Origin of the sequence: Nonomuraea sp. MG754425 (assembly GCF_021699195.1) — a bacterium.
Lineage (GTDB): Bacteria > Actinomycetota > Actinomycetes > Streptosporangiales > Streptosporangiaceae > Nonomuraea.
The window spans coordinates 34,529-54,665 of the sequence record NZ_SSXE01000022.1; the positions used below are offsets into that span (position 1 = coordinate 34,529).

Here is a 20,137-nt window from a genome sequence, read left to right on the forward strand (position 1 = left end):
ACGGCCGATGTCAACGTTGGCATATGTCAACGATGACATCGAATCCCCCCTGATAGGAACCGCCATGAACGCGAAGCTTCCGGCCGGACTCCTCGTCACCGCACTCCTGATCACCGGCTGCGCCGGCACCGGGCAGGACGCCGCGCCCGCCGCCCCCAAGGTCGGGCTGATCACCAAGACCGAGACGAACCCGTTCTTCGTCAAGATGAGAGAGGGCGCGCAGCGGGCGGCCCAGGCCGGCGGCCTGGAGCTGATGAGCGCCGCGGGCAAGTTCGACGGCGACAACGCCGCCCAGATCACCGCCATCGAGAACATGGTCGCCGCCGGGGTGAAGGGCATCCTCATCACCCCGAGCGACACCAGGGCCATCGTCCCCGCGATCAAGAAGGCGCGTGACGCGGGCGTGCTCGTCATCGCCCTCGACACCCCCACGGAGCCGCAGGAGGCCACCGACGCGCTGTTGGCCACCGACAACTTCAAGGCCGGCGAGCTGATCGGCCGCTACGCCAAAGCCGCCCTGGCCGGCCGGCCCGCCAGAATCGCCACGCTGGACCTGGCCCCCGGCATCACGGTCGGGCAGCTCAGGCACGACGGCTTCCTGAAGGGGTTCGGCGTCCAGGAGGGCGACCCGTCCGTCGTGTGCTCCCAGGACACCCGCGGCGACCAGGCCAAGGGCCAGACCGCGATGGAGAACTGCCTGCAGAAGGACCCCGGCGTCAACCTCGTCTACACCATCAACGAGCCCGCCGCGCTCGGGGCGTACACGGCGCTCAAGGCCAAGGGCAGGGAGAAGGACGTGCTGATCGTCTCCGTGGACGGCGGCTGCGCCGGCGTCAGGGCCGTGCAGGCCGGGCAGATCGCGGCCACCAGCCAGCAGTACCCGCTCAAGATGGCCGAGGACGGCGTCAAGGCCGTGGCCGCCTTCGCGAAGAACGGGCAGAAGGCCGCCGGATACACCGACACCGGCGTCACGCTCGTCACCGACCGGCCCGTCTCCGGCGTCGAGGCCGAGGACGCCGCCTTCGGCCTGGCCAACTGCTGGGGCTGAGGATGGCCGCGCTCGAAGCCTCGCTGCCGCGCCGCCTGGCCGGCGCCCCAATCGCCGGACCGCTGGCCGCGCTCCTGCTGGCCTGCCTGTTCTTCGGCCTCAACAGCGGCCAGTTCTTCACCGGGCCCAACTTCTCCCTGATCATCCAGCAGGTCATGGTGGTCGGCACGCTGGCCATCGGGCAGACCCTGATCATCCTGACCGCGGGCATCGACCTCGCCTGCGGGGCCATCATGGCGTTCGGCGGGATCGTGATGACCAGGCTGGCCGTGGACTCCGGCCTGCCGCCGCTGCTCGCCCTGGCCGCCGGGCTCGCCGTGTGCGCCGCGTTCGGGCTGGTCAACGGGCTGCTGGTGACGCGGATCGCGTTGCCGCCGTTCATCGTGACGCTCGGCATGCTGAACGTGGTCTTCGCCCTGACGCACATCTACTCGCAGGAGCGCACGGTCACCGGCCTGCCCGCGACGCTCACCTTCCTCGGGCAGACCTTCCGCCTCGGGCAGACGAACGTCACCTACGGCTCGCTGCTGACGATCCTGCTGTTCCTGCTGTTCGCGTACCTGCTCGGCTCGACCGCGTGGGGCCGCCACGTGTACGCCCTCGGCAACAACCCCGAGGTGGCCCGCCTGAGCGGCATCAGGACCGGCCGGCTGACCGTCGGCGTCTACACCCTGGCAGGTCTCGTCTACGGCGTCGCCGCCCTGCTCCTGGTCTCCCGCACCGGCGTCGGCGACCCGCAGGCCGGCCAGACCGACAACCTCGACAGCATCACCGCCGTCGTGCTCGGCGGCACCAGCCTGTTCGGCGGCCGGGGCCTGGTGCTGGGCACGCTCATCGGCGCGCTCATCGTGGGCGTGTTCCGCAACGGCCTGCAGCTCATGGGCGTGCCGTCGATCTACCAGACCCTCATCACCGGCGTCCTGGTGATCCTCGCCGTCGCCGTCGACCAGCTCTCCCGCAGGAGGACCCGATGAGCGAGCCCGTGCTCCAGGCGCGCGGCCTGGTCAAGCGGTACGGCCACGTGACCGCCCTCGACGGAGCCGACTTCGACCTCATGCCCGGCGAGGTGCTCGCGGTCATCGGCGACAACGGCGCCGGCAAGACCAGCCTCATCAAGGCGCTGACCGGCGCGCTCCAGCCCGACGCGGGCGAGATCCGGCTCGACGGGCGGCCCGTGCGCTTCCGCGACCCCCTCGACGCCCGCCGGCACGGCATCGAGACCGTCTACCAGGACCTGGCGATCGCGGCCTCGCTCGACATCGCCGCGAACATGTTCCTCGGCCGCGAGCTGCGCCGGCCCGGCGTGCTCGGCAAGGTGTTCCGGATGCTGGACAAGAAGCGCATGCGCGCGGAGTCGGCCCGGCACATGGCCGAGCTCGGGATCGTGCTGCGCTCGCTCACCCAGCCGGTCGAGTCGCTGTCGGGCGGGCAGCGGCAGGGCGTGGCCGTGGCCAGGGCGGTGGCGTGGGCCAGGCACGTCGTGGTCATGGACGAGCCGACGGCGGCGCTCGGCGTCAAGGAGTCCGCCCAGGTACTGGACCTGATCAGGCAGGTCCGCGACCGAGGCACGCCGGTGGTGCTGATCAGCCACAACATGCCGCACGTCGTCGAGATCGCCGACCGCGTGCACGTCCAGCGGCTCGGCCGCAGGGTCGCCGAGCTGAACCCGCGCGAGCACAGCATGGCCGAGGTGGTGGCCATCATGACCGGCGCGCTCCGGATGACGGGTGGCCGGACGGTGGTGGCGGACGAGGAGGCGGCCAAGGCCATCGGCCTGTCCTGACGTGTCGTGACCTGTCCTGACGTGGTGTGGCTGGGGTCACTAGCATGGGCCGAGTGCGGCGTCCGACGATGACAGACGTGGCCCGCGAGGTCGGCGTCACCGCGAAGACCGTCTCCCGGGTGCTCAACGACGAGGGCCCGGTCGCCGTGGAGACGCGCGAGCGGGTGCTGGCGGCGGTCACGAAGCTGGGCTACCGGCCCAACCTCATGGCCCGCAACATGCGGGTGGGCGCGCGGGACGCCACGGTCGGCCTGGTCGTCCCCGAGCTGGGCAACCCGTTCTACGGCACGGTCGCCGGCGGCGTCGAGGGGGCCGTGCGGCCCCGCGGGCTCACGCTCATCGTCGGCTCCTCCGGCGAGACGGCCGGCCACGAGCAGTCGCTCATCGCCACGTTCCTGGCCCGCCGGGTCAGCGCCCTCATCGTCGTGCCCGCCGCCGCCGGCGACCACCGCCACCTGCGCTCCGAGCGGGTGGCCGGGCTGCCGATCGTCTTCCTCGACCGCCCGGCCGTCGGCCTGACCGCCGACTGCGTGGTCAGCGCCAACCGGGACGGCGCGCGGGCCGGGGTCAGCCACCTGATCGCGCACGGGCACCGCAGGATCGGCTTCGTGGGCGACCTGCCCGCCGCCCTCTACACGCGCCGCGAGCGGCTCCAGGGCTACCGCGACGCGCTCGACCTGGCGGGGCTGCCGTTCGAGCGCGCGCTGGTGGAGACCGGGCACGACCCCGAGGCCGCGGGCCGGGCCACGATGCGGCTGCTGGCCCTGGCCGACCCGCCCACGGCGCTGTTCGCGGGCAACAACCTCGCCTCCATGGGGGTGGTGGTGGCGCTGTCGCGGGCCGGGCGCAAGGACGTGGCGCTGGTCGGGTTCGACGACCTGCCGCTGGCCGAGGCGCTCGACCCGCCGCTCACCGTGGTCGCCCAGGACCCGGCCGCCGTCGGGGCCGCGGCGGCCGAGCTGGCCCTGTCGCGGCTGGACGGCGACCGGTCCAGGGCCCGCCGCACCCTGGTGCCGACCCGGCTGATCACCCGCGGCTCCGGCGAACTGCCCCCGCGGACGTGACGCGGCCGGGCCGCGGGGCTCAGGTCGGCGAGGCCGAGGTGGGCGTGGTGCCCGCGGCGGACGGGCCGGGTGCGGACGGCCTCGCGGTGTCCGTGCCGCCGGTCGCCGGTGGGACGCGGATGATCCGGTCGTCCTGGGCCACCGGGACGCCGCGGCCGTCACGGTTGCTGGTCGCCACCCAGAGCCAGCCGTCCGGCCCGGCCGCCACCGCGCGCAGCCGCCCGTACGCCGACTGGAACTCGGCCACCGGCGTGCCGGCCCCGCCGCCCGAGGTCAGGGGGACCGCCCACAGCCGCTGGCCGCGCAGCGCCGCCGCGAACAGCGTGCCGTTCGCGTACGCCAGGCCGCTGGGCGACGCCTGGGCCGTCGTCCACGTGACGATCGGGTTGCGGAAGGAGCCGCCCGAGCAGGTGCCCTCGCAGGTGGGCCAGCCGTAGTTGCCACCCGCGACGATCTGGTTGACCTCGTCCCAGGTGTTCTGGCCGAACTCGGTGGCGTACATCCGGCCCTGCTCGTCCCAGGCCAGGCCCTGGACGTTGCGGTGGCCGTAGCTCCAGACGCGGGAGCTGGCGAACGGGTTGCCCGCCGGGATCCCGCCGGTCGGCGTCACGCGCAGGATCTTGCCGCCGAGGCTGCCGAGGTTCTGCGCGTTGGCGGTGTTGCCGGCGTCGCCGGTGGCGACGTACAGCATGCCGTCGGGGCCGAAGGCGATCCGGCCGCCGTCGTGGATGGTCGCGCTCGGCACGCCCGACAGGAGCACCGTCTGTGTCTGCGGGGCGGTGAGCTGGAACCTGACCAGGCGGTTGTCGCCGCCGGTGCTGGTGAAGTACGCGTACACCCAGCCGTCCTGCGCGTACGACGGCGAGAGCGCCAGGCCCAGCAGGCCGCTCTCGCCCGACGCGCTCACCCCGTTGACCGTGGCGACCTGCACGGCCGCCTGGCCGGGGCGGACCCGCATGACCCGGCCCGTGTTCCGCTCGGAGACCAGCGCGGCGCCGTCCGGCAGGAACGCCATGGCCCACGGTGTCTGCAGGCCCGTGACGGACACCTCCGCCCTGGCGAAGTCGAATCCGCCGACCACCTGCGCGTACGCCCGCGGGACGGCGGCGCCGAGGACGAGCAGGTTGGCCAGCAGGGTCAGGACCAGGGCCGGGACGACACGGGCGCGCATGACAAGCTCCTTGACCGGATCGGTGCCGCCACCGTAAACGGGCGGCGGCCCGACCACAACCGCGACACCGCCCGTGATCCACGGATCTGCGGCGACACCGTGAAACTTTCACCCACCCACACCCGTGCACCGGGGCCGCCCCGCCCTGGGGGCAGGTGGTCGCGCGGGCCCGGCTCGCACGGCAGGTGGTGCCCGGTTCGGCGCTGGGTCAGGCGGTGGTGTCGCGTAGGCCCGCGAACAGGTCATCCTCCCGCTTGGGAGACTTCACCTTGCTCAGCACCCGTTCGAACGCCTCGTGCGAGAACGCCTCCTGCTGCGCCTCCTCCGGCATGCGCAGCAGGAAGATGTTCTCCCCCTGGCTCTCGTGCGCCCGCAGCGACTTGAGCTTGCGCTCGGCGTAGGGGGTGACGTCGACGATGCTGGTGACCTGCTCGTCGGGGGTGCCGAAGTCGTCGGAGGGCGTGAAGTCGCCGAGGTCGACGCCGTGCTCGCCCATCATCTCGAACATGCGCTTGATCGCCGACCGGGGGATGGCCGTGTAGTAGAGCTTGTCGGGGATGCCGGTGCGCTCGGTGGCGGCCACCGTGATGCGGTGGGCCTGCACGTGGTCGGGGTGGCCGTAACCGCCGCCGCCCGTCGCGTCGTAGGTGACCACGACCTGCGGCCGGTAGTGCTCCATCAGGGCGGCGAGCTTCCCGGCGGCCGTCTCGACCGGGACGTTGGCGAAGGCGTCGGGGTGGGCGTTGGCCTCCCAGCCCTCCATGCCGGAGTCGCGGTAGCCGAGCAGCTCCAGATGGTTGAGGCCCAGGTGACCGACCGACTCGCGCAGCTCGCCCAGCCGCCGCCGGGCCACCGCCGCGTCGTCGTGGCCGGGCTCGCCCGGCTTGCGGCCGCCGTCGTCGTCGCCCTGCTCGCCGTTGGTGCAGGTGACCAGGACCGTGCGGATGCCCTCCTCGGTGTAGCGGGCCAGGATGCCGCCGGTGCTCAGGCACTCGTCGTCGGGGTGGGCGTGCACGACCATCAGGGTGAGTTGCCGATCCATGCGTGGAACCCTACTCGGCGGGTCCGACAAACGGCCGCGCAGGTCGTCCGGGCACGTTCGCCGACCGCGAAGCCCCCCTGTCAGCAGTCGCGCAGGGCGGCGCGGGCCAGGTCGCCGGCCCGGTCGCGGGCGACGGCCGCGACCGCCGCGTCGCCGAGCGTGTCGGCCAGCGCCGCCTGCTTGAGCCAGTTGTACGGGCTGCACGGCCGCACGCCGATCCGCTCGCTCACCAGCACCCTGGCCACCTCCCGCCGCCCCGCCCGCAGCGCCGCCTCCAGCAGCGTGCGCTGGACGGCGTCCCGCTGCGCGTGGCTGCCGCCGAACTCGTTGACCCGGTGCCTGATCGGCAGCAGCAACTCCACCGCGGCCTCGTACTCGCCCCGCCCGAACGCCACGATCGCCCGGCACACCGGCAGTCCCACCCTGAGCGTCATCTCGCGGTTGGTGACCCCGGGACGCGGCTCGGCGACGTACGCCTCCCGCGCCGCGATCAGTTTCTCCGCCTCGCCGACCCGCCCGGCCCCGACGTACGACATCACCGCGTGCATGTCGTTGAAGGCGTAGAACGGCTCGGCCACCCGCGCCGGCCAGGCGTCGGCCAGCGCCCGCCAGCGCGCGTGCTGGTCGGATCCCTCCAGGTGGAGCCGCCACAGCAGCGCGGCGGCGTCGAGCAGCTCCATGCAGGACTGCCCGTCCGCGAGGACCGCGTCGTAGATCGCCAGCACGCGGGCGACGTCGCCGGTCTCCAGCGCGTACAGGCAGTAGTGCCACCAACTGTGGACGTTGAAGAACGTCCCGGTGGACCAGTCGGGCACCCGCGCGTCGAGGTAGCGCAGCCCGTCGCCGAAGCGGCCCTGCATCTCGTACGTGTGCGCCACCGCGTGGATGCCCCACACGTCACGCGGGTTCAGCTCCACCGCCCGCAGCCCGACCTCCTCGGACCGGTCGTAGTGCCCGGCCTCCTCCAGGCCGAAGGCGTACATGCCGAGCAGGTGCCCGTAGTGGCGGTCGTCGGCGCGCCAGGAGGTCAGCGCCCCGCCGACCCGGTCGCGCAGCATGCGGGCGTCGCCGGTGAAGAAGTCGATCTGGTGCCCGGCGATCAGCGCCAGCGCGTCGCGCGGGTGCGCCGTCGTGATCTCGGCGAGCAGCGCCCCGCAGGTCAGGAAGTCGCCGCCGAGCAGCGCCCGCACGGCGGCCAGGTGGGCGCGCTCGCGGGGCAGCAGCGCGGTGGCGTCGATCCGGCGCAGGAACGCCTCGAAGCGCACCCGGGCGGTGCGCGCGTCCTCGACCTCGGTGGTCAGCAGCCCGAGGTAGGCGGCCAGGACGTTGCCCATCGGGAAGTCGGGCGACTCGGCCAGCGCGGCGTTCGCCTCGGCGTCCACCTCGGCCCTGAAGTGCAGCAACTCGTCGATCGCCCGGTCGTAGTGCCGGACCGCCGCGGCACTCGCACCCGTCATGGCCGAACCGTGCTGGTCGTGGGTCACCGCACCACTGTAACCAGCCGGATCGTTCCTGACAGGGCTCTACGGGCAAGCGGATCCCGGGCTACCCGGCGCGCCGCGACACGACGGCGCGGCCCATGGCCGGGTCGTCGCAGAACGCTCCGTCCACGCCCAGTTCGACCAGCCGCGACAGCCAGCCCATCACGTTCCCCGTCGCCCGCGGGTACACGGCGCTGGCGGGGTCGCCGAGCCGGTAGTCGGCGGGGAGCTGCGCGTTCTCGTTGCGCACCGTCCAGACGTGCACGTCCAGCCGCCTGCGGTGGGCGTCGGCGACCAGCGTGGTGGGCTCCAGGGTGGCCCCCGAGGCGTCCACCGGCACGACCCGCCGGGTGTCCACGCCGATCCCGTCCGCGTAGGAGGCGACCTCGCGCAGCCCGTCCGGGGTGACCATGTCGTCGTAGGTCATGGTGCTGCCGGCCGCCACCCAGTCGTAGGGCGCGCCGCCGGAGGTGATGAGCTGGATCAGCGGCAGCCGTGTCCTGCCCCTCAGCTCGCGCAGGTTCGCGGTCTCGAAGGACTGGATGTACGCCTTGCGCACCCGGTGCCGGTTCAGCACGTCGAGCAGCGGCTCCTCCAGCGACAGGCCGATGGAGTCGAAGTAGGTGGGGTGCTTGGTCTCGGGGTAGACGCCGACGCCGTGCTCCAGCGCGAGCCGCACGACCTCCTCGAACGTCGGGATCCGCGCCAGCCCGTCGAAGGCGGTGTTGCCGGGGCGCAGGTCGGGCACGCGTTCCTTGGCGCGCAGCGTCCGCAGTTCGGCCAGCGTGAAGTCCTCGGTGAACCAGCCGGTGACCGGCCGGCCGTCCACGGTCCTGGTGGTGCGCCGGCCGGCGAACTCGGGACGCGCGGCCACGTCGGTGGTGCCGGAGATCTCGTTCTCGTGCCTGGCCACCAGTACGTGGTCCTTGGTGGAGACGAGGTCGGGCTCGATGTAGTCGGCCCCCATCGCGATGGCCGCCTCGTACGACAGGAGCGTGTGCTCCGGACGGTGGGCGGAGGCGCCCCGGTGGCCGATCACGATGGGGGACCGGCCACGGCGCTCGGCCGTGCCGGAAGAGGTCGCGGAAGAGGTCTGGGTCAGCACGACGGCGACCGTACCGCCGGCGAGGACGGTGGCGAGCACGCTCGCGAGCAACCTGCGCATCGTCATGCGCGCACCGTAGACCGCTCAGGTGGACCACGCGTGACGCGCGGGCGGACGACGTCCGGCGTGTCGCGCGTGGCCCGGAGGCGTCACAGGTCGGTGGCGATGATCCGCTCGATGTTCCGCTCGGCCAGGGCCGTGATCGTGACGAACGGGTTGACGGTCGTGTTCCCCGGGATCAGCGCCCCGTCGATGACGTACAGCCCCGGGTAGGCGGTCAGCCGTCCGTAGTTGTCGGTGGCCCGGTTGAGCACGGCGCCGCCGAGCGGGTGGTAGGTCAGGTGGTCGCCCCAGATCTTGTAGACGCCGAACAGGTCCGTCCGGTAGATCGTCCCCTCCTTGGAGTTGATCTTGTCGAAGATGCTCTTGGCCATGTCGATCGACGGCTGCTTCCACGCGGTCTGCCAGTTCAGCTCCACCTGCCCCGTCCCCGCGTTCCAGGAGAACTGCGCGCGGTGCGGGTTGGCGGTGATGGACAGGTAGAACGACGCGAACGTCTCGATGCCGGTCGGCAGCGGCGCGACCTCGGCGAACGCGCCTCCGGCCGTCCAGTTGTCGATGCCCGAGCACGGGATGGCCGACTGGAGCTTGCCCGTGGGGTCCCACAGGTGGTTGGCCCGGCCGCACATGACGTTGCCGTTGTCTCCCCAGCCCTTGCCGATCTCGCCGTTGAGCGCGGGCAGCGCGCCGGTGGCCTTCAGCTTGACCAGCAGCTTGCTGGTGCCGACGCTGCCCGCCGCGAAGAAGACCCGGTCGGCGGTGACCGTCTTGGTGGCGACGGTGGCTCCGGTCGTGTCGAGCTGCTGGATGGTGACCGTGTACGAGCCGCCCCCGGCGGGGGTGACCGAGGTGACCCGGTGCAGCGGCGAGATCGTCACCCGGCCGGTGGCCGCGGCGCGGGCGAGGTAGGTCTTCTGCAGCGACTTCTTGCCGTGGTTGTTGCCGTAGAGGATCTCGCCGGCCAGCGCCGACTGGGGGACGGTGCCGGCCGCCTCCTGCTTCATGTAGTCCCAGTCGTAGACGTCCGGCACGAACACGAACGGGAAGCCGGAGCGCTGGGCGTGCTTGCGGCCGACCCGCGCGTACTGGTAGTAGTCCGTCGTCTCGAACCAGGCCGGGTCCACGGTGCCCACGCCGAGCGCGGCGTTGGCGCGCGGGTAGTAGACGTCGTACATCTCGCCGGGGTCCACGGAGGGGAGCACGGAGGCGAAGTTCTCCCGCTTGGGGGTGACCGCCATGCCGCCGTTGACGAGCGAGCCGCCGCCGACGCCGCGCCCCTGGTAGACGGTGATGCCGCCGAACTCCTCCGCGTCCAGCACGCCCGTGTGCCGGGGGATGTCGCGGTCGATGGGGAAGCCGAGGAAGTAGTTCAGCGGGGCCTTGGTACGGGTGCGCAGCCAGTAGGAGCGGTAGTCGGGCTCGCGCGTGTTGCAGAAGATCTTGCCGTCGGGGCCGGGGGTGTCCCAGGCCAGGCCCATCTCGATCAGGTGCACGTCCACGCCCGCCTGGGCCAGGCGCAGGGCGGCCACCGAGCCGCCGTAGCCGGTGCCGATCACCAGGGCCGCGACGTGCGCGCCGGAGGAGATGGGGCCGGCGGCCAGGCTCGCGGCGCGGGCGGCGGGGGAGGGGACGCCGAGGGCGGCGGTGCCGAGGAGGGTTCCGGTGGCGGTGAGGAAACCGCGGCGGGAGACGTCGTCGCTCATGGGGGCGTCCTCACTCTCGGTTCGACGTGGGTGACGTGGGTGACGAGCCGCGCGGCAGGCGGCAGACGGTGTCCAGGCCGAGGACGCGGTTGAGCCGGCCGAAGGCCAGCCACGAGCCGATGCACATGCTCAGCTCCACGATCTCGGTCTCGGTGTAGTGGGCGCTCATCCGGCCCCAGAACTCCTCGTCGAGCCCGTGGTGGTCGAGGGTGTAGCGTTCGGCGTACTCGGCGGCCAGCCGGGTGCGCTCGTCGAAGTCGCCGGCGGTGCGCCACACGGCGACCGAGTCGGCGAAGTCGTCCTCGACCGTGTCCCCGTCCCGCTCGGTCCGCCAGTCCAGGCAGAACGCGCAGCCGTTGAGCTGTGCGATGCGCAGCCTGGCCGCCTCGAACTCGCGCAGCCCGAGCGTCGTGTGCGTGTACACCGCGAGGGAGAGCCGTGAGGCGGCGGGCCCGATGCCGGGCACCATCTCCCCCCACACGTACTCGATCGCGTCCTTGCCCTCAGGGATGTCGATCTTCACGCGCCTCTCCTTCCGAGTTTGCCGGTTGCGGGGCGGATCGGTACGTCGAGCGCGTCGTAGAGCCCAGGCCCGGCCTGCACGAGCCAGTCGATGGCGCCCACCAGGCGGCCCGCGGCCGTGGCGTTGCCGCCCGCCGAGCTGTTGCCGTCCTCGTCGGCGGCCTCCACCGTGACCTCGATGCGCGGCCGGCCCTCGATGATCACCCGGTGCGCGCCCGTGCCGCCGGGCGGGACCGGCCAGTCGGGGGCGCAGGACGGGTGGATGCGGGTGACGTGCTCGATCACGATCCTGGGCGTCCCGCCGACGACGCCGCGCACCTCGAAGCGCGCCGCGCCCTGCGTGCCCGCCTCGAACGCGCCCATCGAGGCGGTCGTGACCGTGGCGGCCAGCGGGCGGCGCTCCACGTGCTCGCGGATCTCGTCCAGTTCGGCGCCGAGGGCTCTGGCGATCAGCCGCACCTGGCCGCCCCACACCATGGACGGGACGCCGGGGGCGAGCATCGGCGGCTGGTAGTCCATGGGCAGGCCCATGCCGACCAGGTGGCGGACGGCGTCCGGCTGGTCGTAGGTGGAGTAGTCGAACAGCTCCTGGCAGCGTACGGAGTCGACGGTCGCGGCCAGCCCGCTGACCAGCAGCGGCAGCACGTCGTTGGCCCAGCCGGGATCGACGCCGGAGACGAACAGCGAGCCGCCGCCGCGTGCGACGGCGGCCAGCACCGGTTCGCGGGTCTCGGGCGGGGCGCTGCGGTGGTCGTACAGGGCGTACAGGGAGGGGGTGACGACCACCGCGCCCGCCTCCAGGGCGCGGACGACGTCGGCCAGGGCCTCGGCCGGGCGGATGTCACCGGAGGCCGCGTACACGACGGCGCGCGGGCCGGCCGACAGCGCCGCGGCGGCGTCGGCGGTCGCCGCGACGCCCAGGCGACGGCCGAGCCCGGCCAGTTCGCCCGCGTCGCGGCCGGCCTTGGCCGGGTCGTGGACGACGACGCCGGTCAGTTCGAGCCCCGGATGGGCTTCGACGGCGCGGATGGCGGCGCGGCCGACGTTGCCGGTACCCCAGACGATCGTGGACACCATGGGCGGAGCGTAGCAAGCGCTTGGTTAAGTGGGAAGGGCCCGCCGGAACCGCCGTTCCCGACCGTCGAACCCGAGGTCACGCGCACGCCGCGAGCACGAGGGGAGTTCGGAGATGTCCGTAACCCGGCATGGTGGGTAGTCACTTTCTCACTTTTCGTGGCGGATCCGGCCCGCGTCCGGCAAGCTGCTGTCACCGAACGCGGCGGACCGACCCGGACAGGTGAGGATCATGAGCATGGGTGGGCGGCACGCCGGGAATCTGCCGGCGGAGACGACCAGCCTGGTGGGCCGCCGCGGAGAACTCGCCCGGATCCGCCGGTTGTGCAGGGAGTACCGGATGGTGACGCTGACCGGCGTGGGCGGGGTCGGCAAGACCCGGCTCGCGTTGCGCGCCGCCGCCCTCATGCGCTCCGGCTTCGGCGACGGCGCCTGGTTCGTCGCGCTCTCGGCGCTCGACGAGGGCGCGCTGGTGCCCTACGCCGTCGCCGAGACGCTGCCGCTGGCCGACCGCTCCACCCGTCCCATGCTGGAGGTGCTGACCGAATACCTCGAGGACCGGCACCTCCTGCTGGTGCTCGACACCTGCGAGCACCTCATCGACGACTGCGCGGGCGCCGCCCGCGAACTGCTGGTCGCCGCCCCCCGGCTGTCGATCCTGGCCACCAGCCGCCGCCCGCTGGGCGTGCCCGACGAGCAGGTGCTGATCATCGACCCGCTGCCGGTCCCCGACCCCGGCGGCGGCGGCCGGCAGGAGGCGGTGGTGCTGCTCGCCGAGCGCACCGCCCGCACCGTGCCCGGCTTCGCCGTCACCGACGGCAACCGGGCCGAGCTGGCCCGCCTGTGCCGCCGCCTGGAAGGGCTGCCGCTGGCCATCGAGCTGGCCGCGGCCCGGCTGCGCGAGCTGCCCGCCGCCGAGCTGTGCGAACGGCTCGACGACCGCTTCGCCCTGCTGGGCGACACCGACACCGTGGCGGGCGACGCCGACCCGCCCTGGCACCAGGCGCTGCGTACCGCGATCGGGTGGAGCCACCAGCTCTGCACGCCGCAGGAGCGGCTGCTGTGGGCGCGCGCCTCGGTCTTCGCGGGCAGCTTCGACGGCACGGCCGCGGCCGAGGTCTGCGCCGACGACCTGCTGCCCGCCGACGCCGTCCCCGGCCTGCTGGCCGGGCTGGTGGACAAGTCGATCCTGATCTGGTCGCCCACCGGCGGCGGCGAGCGGTACCGGATGCTGGACACCATCCGCGAGTACGGCGCCGGCTGGCTGCGCGCCCTGGGCGAGCAGGAGGGGCTGCGCCGCCGCCACCGCGACTTCTACCTGCGCCTGGCCCGCCGCGGCGACGCCGCCTGGCTGGGGCCCGACCAGGTCTCCTGGAACGACCGCACCACCGCCGAGCACGACAACCTGCGCACGGCGCTCGACCACAGCCTGTCGGCCCCCGGCGACCACGTCGCGCTGGAGCTGGCCGCCGCGCTGTGGTTCTTCTGGTACCCCTGCGGCTTCCTGCGCGAGGGCCAGCACTACCTGGAGCGCGCCCTGGCGCTGGACACCGAGCCGGGCACGGTGCGCAACCGGGCGCTGTGGGTGTGCAGCCTGACCCTCATGGTCCAGGGCGACCCCAGCGCCGGCATGGCGTGGGCCGCCGAGTGCGCGGGAGCCGCCGAGCAGCTCGGCGACACCGCCGCCGCGCACGCCGCCCAGGCCATGGTGATGGCCGCCGCCACCATCAGGGGAGATCTCACGCTGGCGCTGGCCCTGGCCGACAGCCTGCTCGCCGTGCACCGGCCCGAGCACGGCCTCACGCTGCCGACGCTGCTCGCCCGGCTCGGGCAGAGCCACGTGCACACCGCCGCGGGCCGCGTCGAGGAGGCGGTCAAGGCGCTGGAGGAGATGTGCGCCGAGTGCGACGAGCACGGCGAACGCTGGATGCGCTCCTACGCCGACCTCTTCCGCGCCCTGGCGGAGCTGTCACTCGGCCGTAACGAGGCCGCGCAGGTGTCCGCCGGCTCGGCGCTGGAGGTCAAGTACCGGCTGCACGACAGCATCGGCATCGCCCTCGCCCTCGACATCCTGGCCTGCGCCGCGTCCGCCTCGGGGCAGGGCGAGGTCGCCGCCCGCCGGCTCGGCCTGGCCCAGCAGGTGTGGGACACGCTCGGGCGGGCGCAGGTCGGGATCCGCGAGTGGGTCTCGGCCCGCGAGAACTGCGAGCGGCAGGCGCGCGCCGCGATCGGCGACGACGCCTACCGGGCGGCCTTCACCGAGGGCTACGACATCGGGCTGGACGCCGGGATCGTGCGCGCCCTGGCCCCCATCACCCCCCGCCCGGCCACGGAACGCTGACCTCCCGGACGTCCTCAGGCCCCGGTTGTGACCCCGGCGGCCACCGCGAACAGCCGGGCCTCCGCACCCGGGCGGGCCACGAGCTGCAGCCCGACCGGCAGCCCGGCCACCGTGCCCGCCGGGACGGTCAGGGCGGGCAGGCCGAACACGTTCCACGGGCTGGTCAGCGACAGCAGCGCGGGACGCACCGCGACGGGCCGCCCGTCCAGCTCCAGCTCGCGCTGGCCGAGCAGCGGCGCGACGATCGGCGCCGCCGGCAGCGCGAGCACGTCGTGCCGCCCGAACAGCGCCTCGGCGGCCTCGGCCAGCTGGTCCCGCGCCTCCAGGGCGCGCACGTACCGCCAGCCCGGCAGCTCGGCGGCGACCCGCAGCCGCTCCAGCACCTCGGCCTCGAACAGCTCGGGGGCCCGCGCCAGCCGCTCGGCGTGCACGGCGGCGGTCTCGGCGCTCTGGATCGCCGTGTACGTCTCCCGCACCTCCTGCGCGAACCCCTCGGGCAGCTTCACCTCCTCCATCCCGCCGATGCCCGCGTCCGCCGCCGCCCGTACGGCGTCCGCCACCCGGACGTCACCGTCGGACAGCCCGGCGGGATCGAGCCAGCCCACCCGCACGGCGCCGGGTTCGGCCCGCGCCACGTCCCCGCCCAGGCAGCGGTAGGCGAGCAGGCAGCCGGCCGCGTCGCCCGCCATGACGCCCACGTGGTCCAGGCTGCGCGACAGGGGGAACACCCCGCCGGCCGGGATCGCCCCGTACGCGGGCTTGAACCCGGCGATCCCGCACAGCGCGGCCGGGATGCGCACGGACCCGCCGGTGTCGGTGCCGATCGCGAGCGGCACGATGCCCGCCGCCACGGCCGCCGCGCTGCCGCCGCTGGAGCCGCCCGACATGCGCGCCGGGTCCCGGGGGTTGCGCGAGGGGCCGTTCGCCGAGCGGTCGCCGGTCGGCCCGTACGCGAACTCGTGCGTCGTCGTCTTGCCCACGATGACCGCCCCGGCCTCGCGCAGCCGCGTCACGCACACGGCATCGGAGCCGGGCACGTGGTTCGCGAAGTGCCGCGAGCCCATGGTCGCGGGCAGCCCGGCCACCATGATCAGGTCCTTGACCGCGACCGGCAGCCCGTGCAGCGGCCCCCGGTCGGCGCCGGCGGCCAGTTCCTCGTCCGCCCGGCGTGCCGCCGCCAGCGCCCCGGCGGCGTCCACGGTGACGAACGCGTTCAGCGCCGGGTCGAGCGCCGCGACGGCGCCGAGCGCCCGCTCCACCAGAGCGACGGAGGTGACGCGCCCGTCGCGCAGGTCCCGGGCGAGGTCGGACAGGGTGCGGCCGGTGAAGGGGCCAGGAGGAAGCGGCATGAACCCATCATGACGGGCGGATCGGCCCGCTCGCCGCCACTACGATCGACGGGATGTCCGCCGCCCGCCGCCTCCTGCGCTGGTCCCGCCGGTTCGCCGCCGTCCTGGTCAGCCTGTTCGCGCTCGCCGGGGCCGTGCGCCTGACCGTGCCCGCCGTCCCCGACGGTCCCGGCGGGGAGCCGCCCGGGGTGCGCCGCCAGCTCGCCTTCCTGCGCGCGGCCCTGGACTCCGGCGCGGGCGAGCGGGCGCAGGAGCTGTTCCCCGAGGGCTACTTCTTCCTGCACGCCCTGTACGGCCTGACCTGGGTCGAGCTCGCCCTGCGCGAACCGGGCGAGGCGGCGGTGCGGGCGAGCGCGCTGCGCGAGGCTAGGTGGGCGCTGGACCGCCTCGACGGTCCGGCCGGCCGCGCCCCGTTCAGCCCTGACCTCACGCCGTCGTACGGGGTCTTCTACCGGGGCTGGTGCAACTGGCTGCGCGGCGGCGTGCTGAGCCTGCAGCCGCCCGACCGGCGCGACCCGGGTGAGCTGCGCCGCTTCACCGACGACTCGGCCGCGCTGGGCCGGGCGTTCGCCGCGTCGCGCTCGCCGTTCCTGACGGCCTACCCGGGCCGGTCGTGGCCGGTCGACTCGGTCGTGGCGGTGGCCTCGCTGCGGCTGCACGACGTGCTGCGCCCGCCCCGTTACGCCGGAGCCGTCGCACGCTGGCTGCGCCTGACCCGCGAGCGCCTCGACCCGGGCACCGGGCTGATCCCGCACGAGGCCGAGCCCGGCACCGGCGTCCCGGCCGAGGTGGCGAGGGGCTCCTCGCAGAGCATGATCCAGCGCTTCCTGGCCGACGTCGATCCGGCCTTCGCGGCGCAGCAGTACGCGCGCTTCCGCGAGCGCTACGTCGTCACCCCGCTCGGGCTCGGCCCGGCCGTCCGCGAGTACCCCGTGGGCATGGACGGGCCGGGCGACGTCGACTCGGGGCCGCTGCCGCTGGGCGTGAGCCTGTCGGCCACGGCGGTCACCGTGGGCGCGGCCCAGGCGCGGGGTGACACCGCGCTCGCCGGGGCCCTGGCCGGCTACGGCGAGCTGGCCGGGCTGCCGGTCGGCACCCCGTGGACCAAGCGGTACGCCTTCGGCCTGCTGCCGATCGGGGACGCCTTCCTCGCCTGGTCGAAGACCGCCCGCCCCTGGGTGTCGAGGGCGGGCGAGCCGCCGCCGGCGAGCGTCCCGTGGTGGTGGCGGGCCCCGCTGCTGGCCCTGCTGACCGTCGTCGGGGCCGCGCCCTGGCTGCCCGCGCTCAGGCGGCGCCTGACGAGGCCGCGCCCAGGCGGTGCGCCAGCCGGTCCAGCGCCATGTTGATCACGATGAAGACGCCCGCGATCAGCACCGCCGCCGGGATGACGTTGGAGAAGTTGGCCGCGATCCCGTTCAGCCCCCGGTCCACCAGTTCGTCGTAGCCCACGATGAAGCCCAGCGCCGAGTCCTTCAGCAGCACCACGAACTGGCTGACCAGCGCGGGCAGCATGGCCTTGACGCCCTGCGGCAGCAGGACCAGCCGCATCGCCTGCCCCTTGCGCATGCCGACCGCGTACGCGGCCTCCCGCTGCCCCTTCGGCAGGCTCAGCACCCCGGCCCGGATGATCTCCGCGATCACCGACCCGTTGTAGAGCGTCAGCCCGAACACCACGGCGGCGAAGGCCGAGACGTTCACGCCGATGAGCACGAACGACCCGAAGAAGGCGAAGAAGATCAGCAGCAGCAGCGGCACCGAACGGAAGAACTCCACCACCGTGGCCGCCGGCACCCGGATCCAGGCGTGGTCCGACAGCCGGGCGGTGGCGAACACGATACCGAACAGCGCGGCCAGCACCACCCCGGCGACGGCCGCCGCCAGCGTGCCCGCCAGCCCCGGCAGGATGAAGGTGAGCCACACGTCGCCCCGCAGCAGCGGCGTCCACTTCTCGGCCGTCCACTGGTCCTTGGCGTCGAAGCGCGTGTAGACGAAGTACCCCACCGCCAGCAGCGCCAGCGCGACGAACGCCGTCAGCACGCGGTTGCGGGCCACGCCGCGCGGCCCCGGCGGCTCGTACAGGTTCGCGTAGCTCACCGGGCCACCGCCATCCGCTTGGACAACCAGCCGAACAACAACCCCATGGGCAGGCACAGCAGCACGAACCCGGCCGCGAACCCGAGGAAGATCTCGATGACCTGGTCACCGTAGGTCTCGATCATCTCGCGCATCCGCACCGACGCCTCCGCGACGCCCACCACCAGCGCGATCGTGGTGTTCTTGGTCAGCGCGATGAGCAGGCTGCCCAGCGGCGCCACCACCGCGCGGAACGCCTGCGGCAGCGTGATCAGCGCCAGCGTCTTGACGAAGCCCAGCCCCAGCGAGCGGGCCGCCTCCGCCTGCCCCACGGGCACCGTGTTGAGCCCCGAGCGCAGCGCCTCGCAGACGAACGCCGAGGTGTAGGCGGTCAGCCCGATGACGGCGAGCCAGAAGTTGTTGGTCGCGATGTCGTCGGACAGCTCAAGGCCCAGGTTCGCGCCGATGCCCAGGCCGGTGAACAGCAGCACCAGGGTCAGCGGGGTGTTGCGGGCCACGGTCACGTACGCGGTCGCCGTGGCGCGCAGGGAGGCCAGCGGGGCCACCCGCATGGCGGTCAGCAGCGTGCCCAGCACCAGCGAGCCGAGCGCGCTGACCGCCGTCAGCCGCACCGTCATCCAGAAGGCGGCCAGGATGGTGCCGCCTTCGGTCAGCAACGCTTCCATCGCGCCTCAGTACCGCTCGAGCTGCGGGGCCTGCGGCAGGGCGAAGCCGGAGGCGCCCACGCTGGCCTGCAGCGCCTGGGTCCAGCTCCCGTCGGCGAACATCTTCTCCAGGGCGTCGTTGACCGCCTTGCGCCCGGTAGTGTCGTCCTTCTTCAGCCCGATGCCGTACTTCTCGGTGCTGAACGGCTTGCCGACCACCTTGAGCTTGCCGCCGTGCTGCGCGGCGTACCCGGCCAGGATGACGTTGTCGGTGGTGATGGCGTCGAGCTGGCCGCCGAGCACGCGGTCCACGCACGCCGAGTACGTGCGCTCCTCCTGGAGCTGCACCTCCTTGGAGTACTCCGACTTGACCTTCTGCGCCGGGGTCGAGCCGGCGACCGAGCACAGCTTCTTGCCGTCGAGCGCCTCGGGCCCGGTCAGCCCCGACTCGTCGGCGCGCACCAGCAGGTCCTGCCCGGCCACGAAGTACGGCCCGGCGAAGGACACCTTCTCCTTGCGCGCGTCGGTGATCGAGTAGGTGGCCACCACCATGTCCACCTGGCCCTGCTCGATGAACGCCTCGCGGTTGGCCGAGACGGTCTCCTTGAAGGTGATGGCGTTCGCCTCGACCCCGAGCTGCTTGGCCACGTACTTGGCGACCTCGATGTCGAAGCCGGCGAAGGCGCCGTCCGGCGTGCGCAGGCCGAGGCCCGGCTGGTCGGCCTTGACGCCGATCACCAGCTTCTTGTCGTTCTTGGCCTTGTCCACGAGGGAGGCGCCGGCGTCCGAGCCGCCGCCGCACCCGGTGGCGGCGGCGGTGACGGCGAGCACGGCGAAGGCGGCGTAGAGGGATCTGCCGAACATGGCACTCCTTAGTGCGTGAGGATCTTGGCGAGGAAGGACTGGGCGCGGTCGCTGCTGGGCGCGCCGAAGAAGGCGTCGGGGACGTTCTGCTCGACGATCTCGCCGTCGGCCATGAAGACCACCCGGTCGGCCGCGCGGCGGGCGAAGCCCATCTCGTGGGTGACGACGACCATCGTCATGCCCTCGCGGGCGAGCGCCGTCATCACCTCCAGCACCTCGTTGACCATCTCCGGGTCCAGCGCCGAGGTGGGTTCGTCGAACAGGATGGCCTTCGGGTCCATGGCCAGCGCCCTGGCGATGGCCACCCGCTGCTGCTGCCCGCCGGAGAGCTGGGCGGGGAACTTGCCGGCCTGGCCGCCGATGCCGACCCGGTCGAGCAGCTCACGGGCCTTGCGCACGGCCGCGTCCTTCGACCGCTTCAGCACGTGCACCTGCCCCAGGACGACGTTGTCCAGGACGGTCTTGTGCGCGAAGAGGTTGAACGACTGGAACACCATGCCGACCTCGGCGCGCAGCCGGGCCAGCTCCTTGCCCTCGGCCGGCAGCGGGGTCCCGTCGAGGCTGATCGTGCCGGAGTCGATGGTCTCCAGCCGGTTGATCGCCCGGCACAGGGTGGACTTGCCCGCCCCGGACGGGCCGATGACCACGACGACCTCGCCCTGCCGCACGCTCAGGTTGACGTCCCTGAGCACGTGGTGGTCGCCGAACCGCTTGTTGACCTGGTCCAGGACGATCAGGTCCGCCTGTGTCATGCGGCACGCTCCTTGTCTCGGTCAGCGTTGGCGTAACCGT

Annotated in this window: 18 protein-coding genes; 6 read left to right on the forward strand and 12 right to left on the reverse strand. The window is 73.3% G+C overall.

Going from position 1 to position 20,137, the window contains the following annotated elements; all coding sequences use genetic code 11:
* Positions 1-64: 64 nt before the first annotated feature.
* Genes FAF44_RS10465 through FAF44_RS10480 form a run of 4 tightly spaced genes read left to right on the forward strand, consistent with a single transcriptional unit; the run spans position 65 to position 3,895 of the window.
* On the forward strand, positions 65-1,048 hold the full coding sequence (locus FAF44_RS10465; protein WP_237102871.1) for a sugar ABC transporter substrate-binding protein: 984 nt from the start codon (positions 65-67) through the stop codon (positions 1,046-1,048).
* Between the two features lie 2 nt (positions 1,049-1,050).
* Complete coding sequence (locus FAF44_RS10470) at positions 1,051-2,022, forward strand: ABC transporter permease (RefSeq protein WP_237102872.1); 972 nt, start codon at positions 1,051-1,053, stop codon at positions 2,020-2,022.
* A complete protein-coding gene (locus FAF44_RS10475; protein ID WP_237102873.1) occupies positions 2,019-2,831 on the forward strand; it encodes an ATP-binding cassette domain-containing protein in 813 nt (270 codons plus the stop codon). The genes FAF44_RS10470 and FAF44_RS10475 overlap by 4 nt, the downstream gene beginning before the upstream one ends.
* A 53-nt stretch (positions 2,832-2,884) precedes the next feature.
* On the forward strand, positions 2,885-3,895 hold the full coding sequence (locus tag FAF44_RS10480) for a LacI family DNA-binding transcriptional regulator (protein ID WP_237102874.1): 1,011 nt from the start codon (positions 2,885-2,887) through the stop codon (positions 3,893-3,895).
* Between the two features lie 19 nt (positions 3,896-3,914).
* Here the strand turns inward: FAF44_RS10480 and FAF44_RS10485 are convergent, their stop codons facing one another.
* The 7 genes from FAF44_RS10485 to FAF44_RS10515 form a co-directional block, all read right to left on the reverse strand.
* Positions 3,915-5,066: a sorbosone dehydrogenase family protein gene (locus FAF44_RS10485; protein ID WP_237102875.1), complete on the reverse strand. Its 1,152-nt coding sequence runs from the start codon at positions 5,064-5,066 to the stop codon at positions 3,915-3,917.
* Between the two features lie 208 nt (positions 5,067-5,274).
* Positions 5,275-6,108, reverse strand: a complete 834-nt coding sequence (locus tag FAF44_RS10490; protein WP_237102876.1) for a PIG-L family deacetylase — start codon at positions 6,106-6,108, stop codon at positions 5,275-5,277.
* 80 nt (positions 6,109-6,188) lie between these two features.
* Positions 6,189-7,592, reverse strand: a complete 1,404-nt coding sequence (locus FAF44_RS10495) for a tetratricopeptide repeat protein (protein ID WP_237102877.1) — start codon at positions 7,590-7,592, stop codon at positions 6,189-6,191.
* A 61-nt stretch (positions 7,593-7,653) separates the two neighbouring features.
* Positions 7,654-8,760 (reverse strand): glycerophosphodiester phosphodiesterase, encoded by a 1,107-nt coding sequence (locus FAF44_RS10500; RefSeq protein ID WP_237102878.1) that lies wholly within the window; start codon positions 8,758-8,760, stop codon positions 7,654-7,656.
* Positions 8,761-8,843: 83 nt separating this feature from the next.
* A complete protein-coding gene (locus FAF44_RS10505) occupies positions 8,844-10,457 on the reverse strand; it encodes a GMC oxidoreductase (RefSeq protein ID WP_237102879.1) in 1,614 nt (537 codons plus the stop codon).
* A 10-nt stretch (positions 10,458-10,467) separates the two neighbouring features.
* Positions 10,468-10,980: a carboxymuconolactone decarboxylase family protein gene (locus FAF44_RS10510; protein WP_237102880.1), complete on the reverse strand. Its 513-nt coding sequence runs from the start codon at positions 10,978-10,980 to the stop codon at positions 10,468-10,470.
* Complete coding sequence (locus FAF44_RS10515; protein WP_237102881.1) at positions 10,977-12,056, reverse strand: dihydrodipicolinate reductase; 1,080 nt, start codon at positions 12,054-12,056, stop codon at positions 10,977-10,979. The genes FAF44_RS10510 and FAF44_RS10515 overlap by 4 nt, the downstream gene beginning before the upstream one ends.
* Positions 12,057-12,285: 229 nt before the next feature.
* Between FAF44_RS10515 and FAF44_RS10520 the strand changes: the two genes are divergently transcribed.
* Positions 12,286-14,394 (forward strand): ATPase, encoded by a 2,109-nt coding sequence (locus tag FAF44_RS10520; protein WP_237102882.1) that lies wholly within the window; start codon positions 12,286-12,288, stop codon positions 14,392-14,394.
* 14 nt (positions 14,395-14,408) lie between these two features.
* Here FAF44_RS10520 and FAF44_RS10525 read toward each other — a convergent pair whose 3' ends face one another.
* Entirely contained in the window at positions 14,409-15,743 is a 1,335-nt protein-coding gene (locus tag FAF44_RS10525; RefSeq protein WP_237102883.1) for an amidase, read from the reverse strand.
* 53 nt (positions 15,744-15,796) lie between these two features.
* On the opposite strand from FAF44_RS10525, the gene FAF44_RS10530 reads away from it, so the two are divergent.
* Positions 15,797-17,089 (forward strand): hypothetical protein, encoded by a 1,293-nt coding sequence (locus FAF44_RS10530; protein ID WP_237102884.1) that lies wholly within the window; start codon positions 15,797-15,799, stop codon positions 17,087-17,089.
* Here the strand turns inward: FAF44_RS10530 and FAF44_RS10535 are convergent.
* The 4 genes from FAF44_RS10535 to FAF44_RS10550 are packed head-to-tail and all read right to left on the reverse strand — an operon-like array spanning position 17,028 to position 20,097.
* On the reverse strand, positions 17,028-17,837 hold the full coding sequence (locus tag FAF44_RS10535; protein WP_237102885.1) for an amino acid ABC transporter permease: 810 nt from the start codon (positions 17,835-17,837) through the stop codon (positions 17,028-17,030). The genes FAF44_RS10530 and FAF44_RS10535 overlap by 62 nt on opposite strands.
* Positions 17,834-18,502 carry an amino acid ABC transporter permease gene (locus tag FAF44_RS10540; RefSeq protein WP_237102886.1) on the reverse strand — a complete coding sequence of 223 codons (669 nt, stop codon included), beginning with the start codon at positions 18,500-18,502 and terminating at the stop codon, positions 17,834-17,836. The genes FAF44_RS10535 and FAF44_RS10540 overlap by 4 nt, the downstream gene beginning before the upstream one ends.
* A 6-nt stretch (positions 18,503-18,508) precedes the next feature.
* Positions 18,509-19,345 (reverse strand): glutamate ABC transporter substrate-binding protein, encoded by an 837-nt coding sequence (locus FAF44_RS10545; protein WP_272894323.1) that lies wholly within the window; start codon positions 19,343-19,345, stop codon positions 18,509-18,511.
* Positions 19,346-19,353: 8 nt separating this feature from the next.
* Positions 19,354-20,097 carry an amino acid ABC transporter ATP-binding protein gene (locus tag FAF44_RS10550; protein WP_272894324.1) on the reverse strand — a complete coding sequence of 248 codons (744 nt, stop codon included), beginning with the start codon at positions 20,095-20,097 and terminating at the stop codon, positions 19,354-19,356.
* Positions 20,098-20,137: the final 40 nt, after the last annotated feature.

What these genes read in the sequence shown, in the direction of transcription:
- FAF44_RS10465 (WP_237102871.1), top strand. Translation starts at nt 65, where the DNA reads ATGAACGCGAAGCTTCCGGCCGGACTCCTCGTCACCGCACTCCTGATC.
- FAF44_RS10470 (WP_237102872.1), top strand. Translation starts at nt 1,051, where the DNA reads ATGGCCGCGCTCGAAGCCTCGCTGCCGCGCCGCCTGGCCGGCGCCCCA.
- FAF44_RS10475 (WP_237102873.1), top strand. Translation starts at nt 2,019, where the DNA reads ATGAGCGAGCCCGTGCTCCAGGCGCGCGGCCTGGTCAAGCGGTACGGC.
- FAF44_RS10485 (WP_237102875.1), bottom strand. Translation starts at nt 5,066, where the DNA reads ATGCGCGCCCGTGTCGTCCCGGCCCTGGTCCTGACCCTGCTGGCCAAC.
- FAF44_RS10490 (WP_237102876.1), bottom strand. Translation starts at nt 6,108, where the DNA reads ATGGATCGGCAACTCACCCTGATGGTCGTGCACGCCCACCCCGACGAC.
- FAF44_RS10500 (WP_237102878.1), bottom strand. Translation starts at nt 8,760, where the DNA reads ATGACGATGCGCAGGTTGCTCGCGAGCGTGCTCGCCACCGTCCTCGCC.
- FAF44_RS10505 (WP_237102879.1), bottom strand. Translation starts at nt 10,457, where the DNA reads ATGAGCGACGACGTCTCCCGCCGCGGTTTCCTCACCGCCACCGGAACC.
- FAF44_RS10515 (WP_237102881.1), bottom strand. Translation starts at nt 12,056, where the DNA reads ATGGTGTCCACGATCGTCTGGGGTACCGGCAACGTCGGCCGCGCCGCC.
- FAF44_RS10520 (WP_237102882.1), top strand. Translation starts at nt 12,286, where the DNA reads ATGAGCATGGGTGGGCGGCACGCCGGGAATCTGCCGGCGGAGACGACC.
- FAF44_RS10525 (WP_237102883.1), bottom strand. Translation starts at nt 15,743, where the DNA reads ATGCCGCTTCCTCCTGGCCCCTTCACCGGCCGCACCCTGTCCGACCTC.
- FAF44_RS10530 (WP_237102884.1), top strand. Translation starts at nt 15,797, where the DNA reads ATGTCCGCCGCCCGCCGCCTCCTGCGCTGGTCCCGCCGGTTCGCCGCC.
- FAF44_RS10540 (WP_237102886.1), bottom strand. Translation starts at nt 18,502, where the DNA reads ATGGAAGCGTTGCTGACCGAAGGCGGCACCATCCTGGCCGCCTTCTGG.
- FAF44_RS10545 (WP_272894323.1), bottom strand. Translation starts at nt 19,345, where the DNA reads ATGTTCGGCAGATCCCTCTACGCCGCCTTCGCCGTGCTCGCCGTCACC.
- FAF44_RS10550 (WP_272894324.1), bottom strand. Translation starts at nt 20,097, where the DNA reads ATGACACAGGCGGACCTGATCGTCCTGGACCAGGTCAACAAGCGGTTC.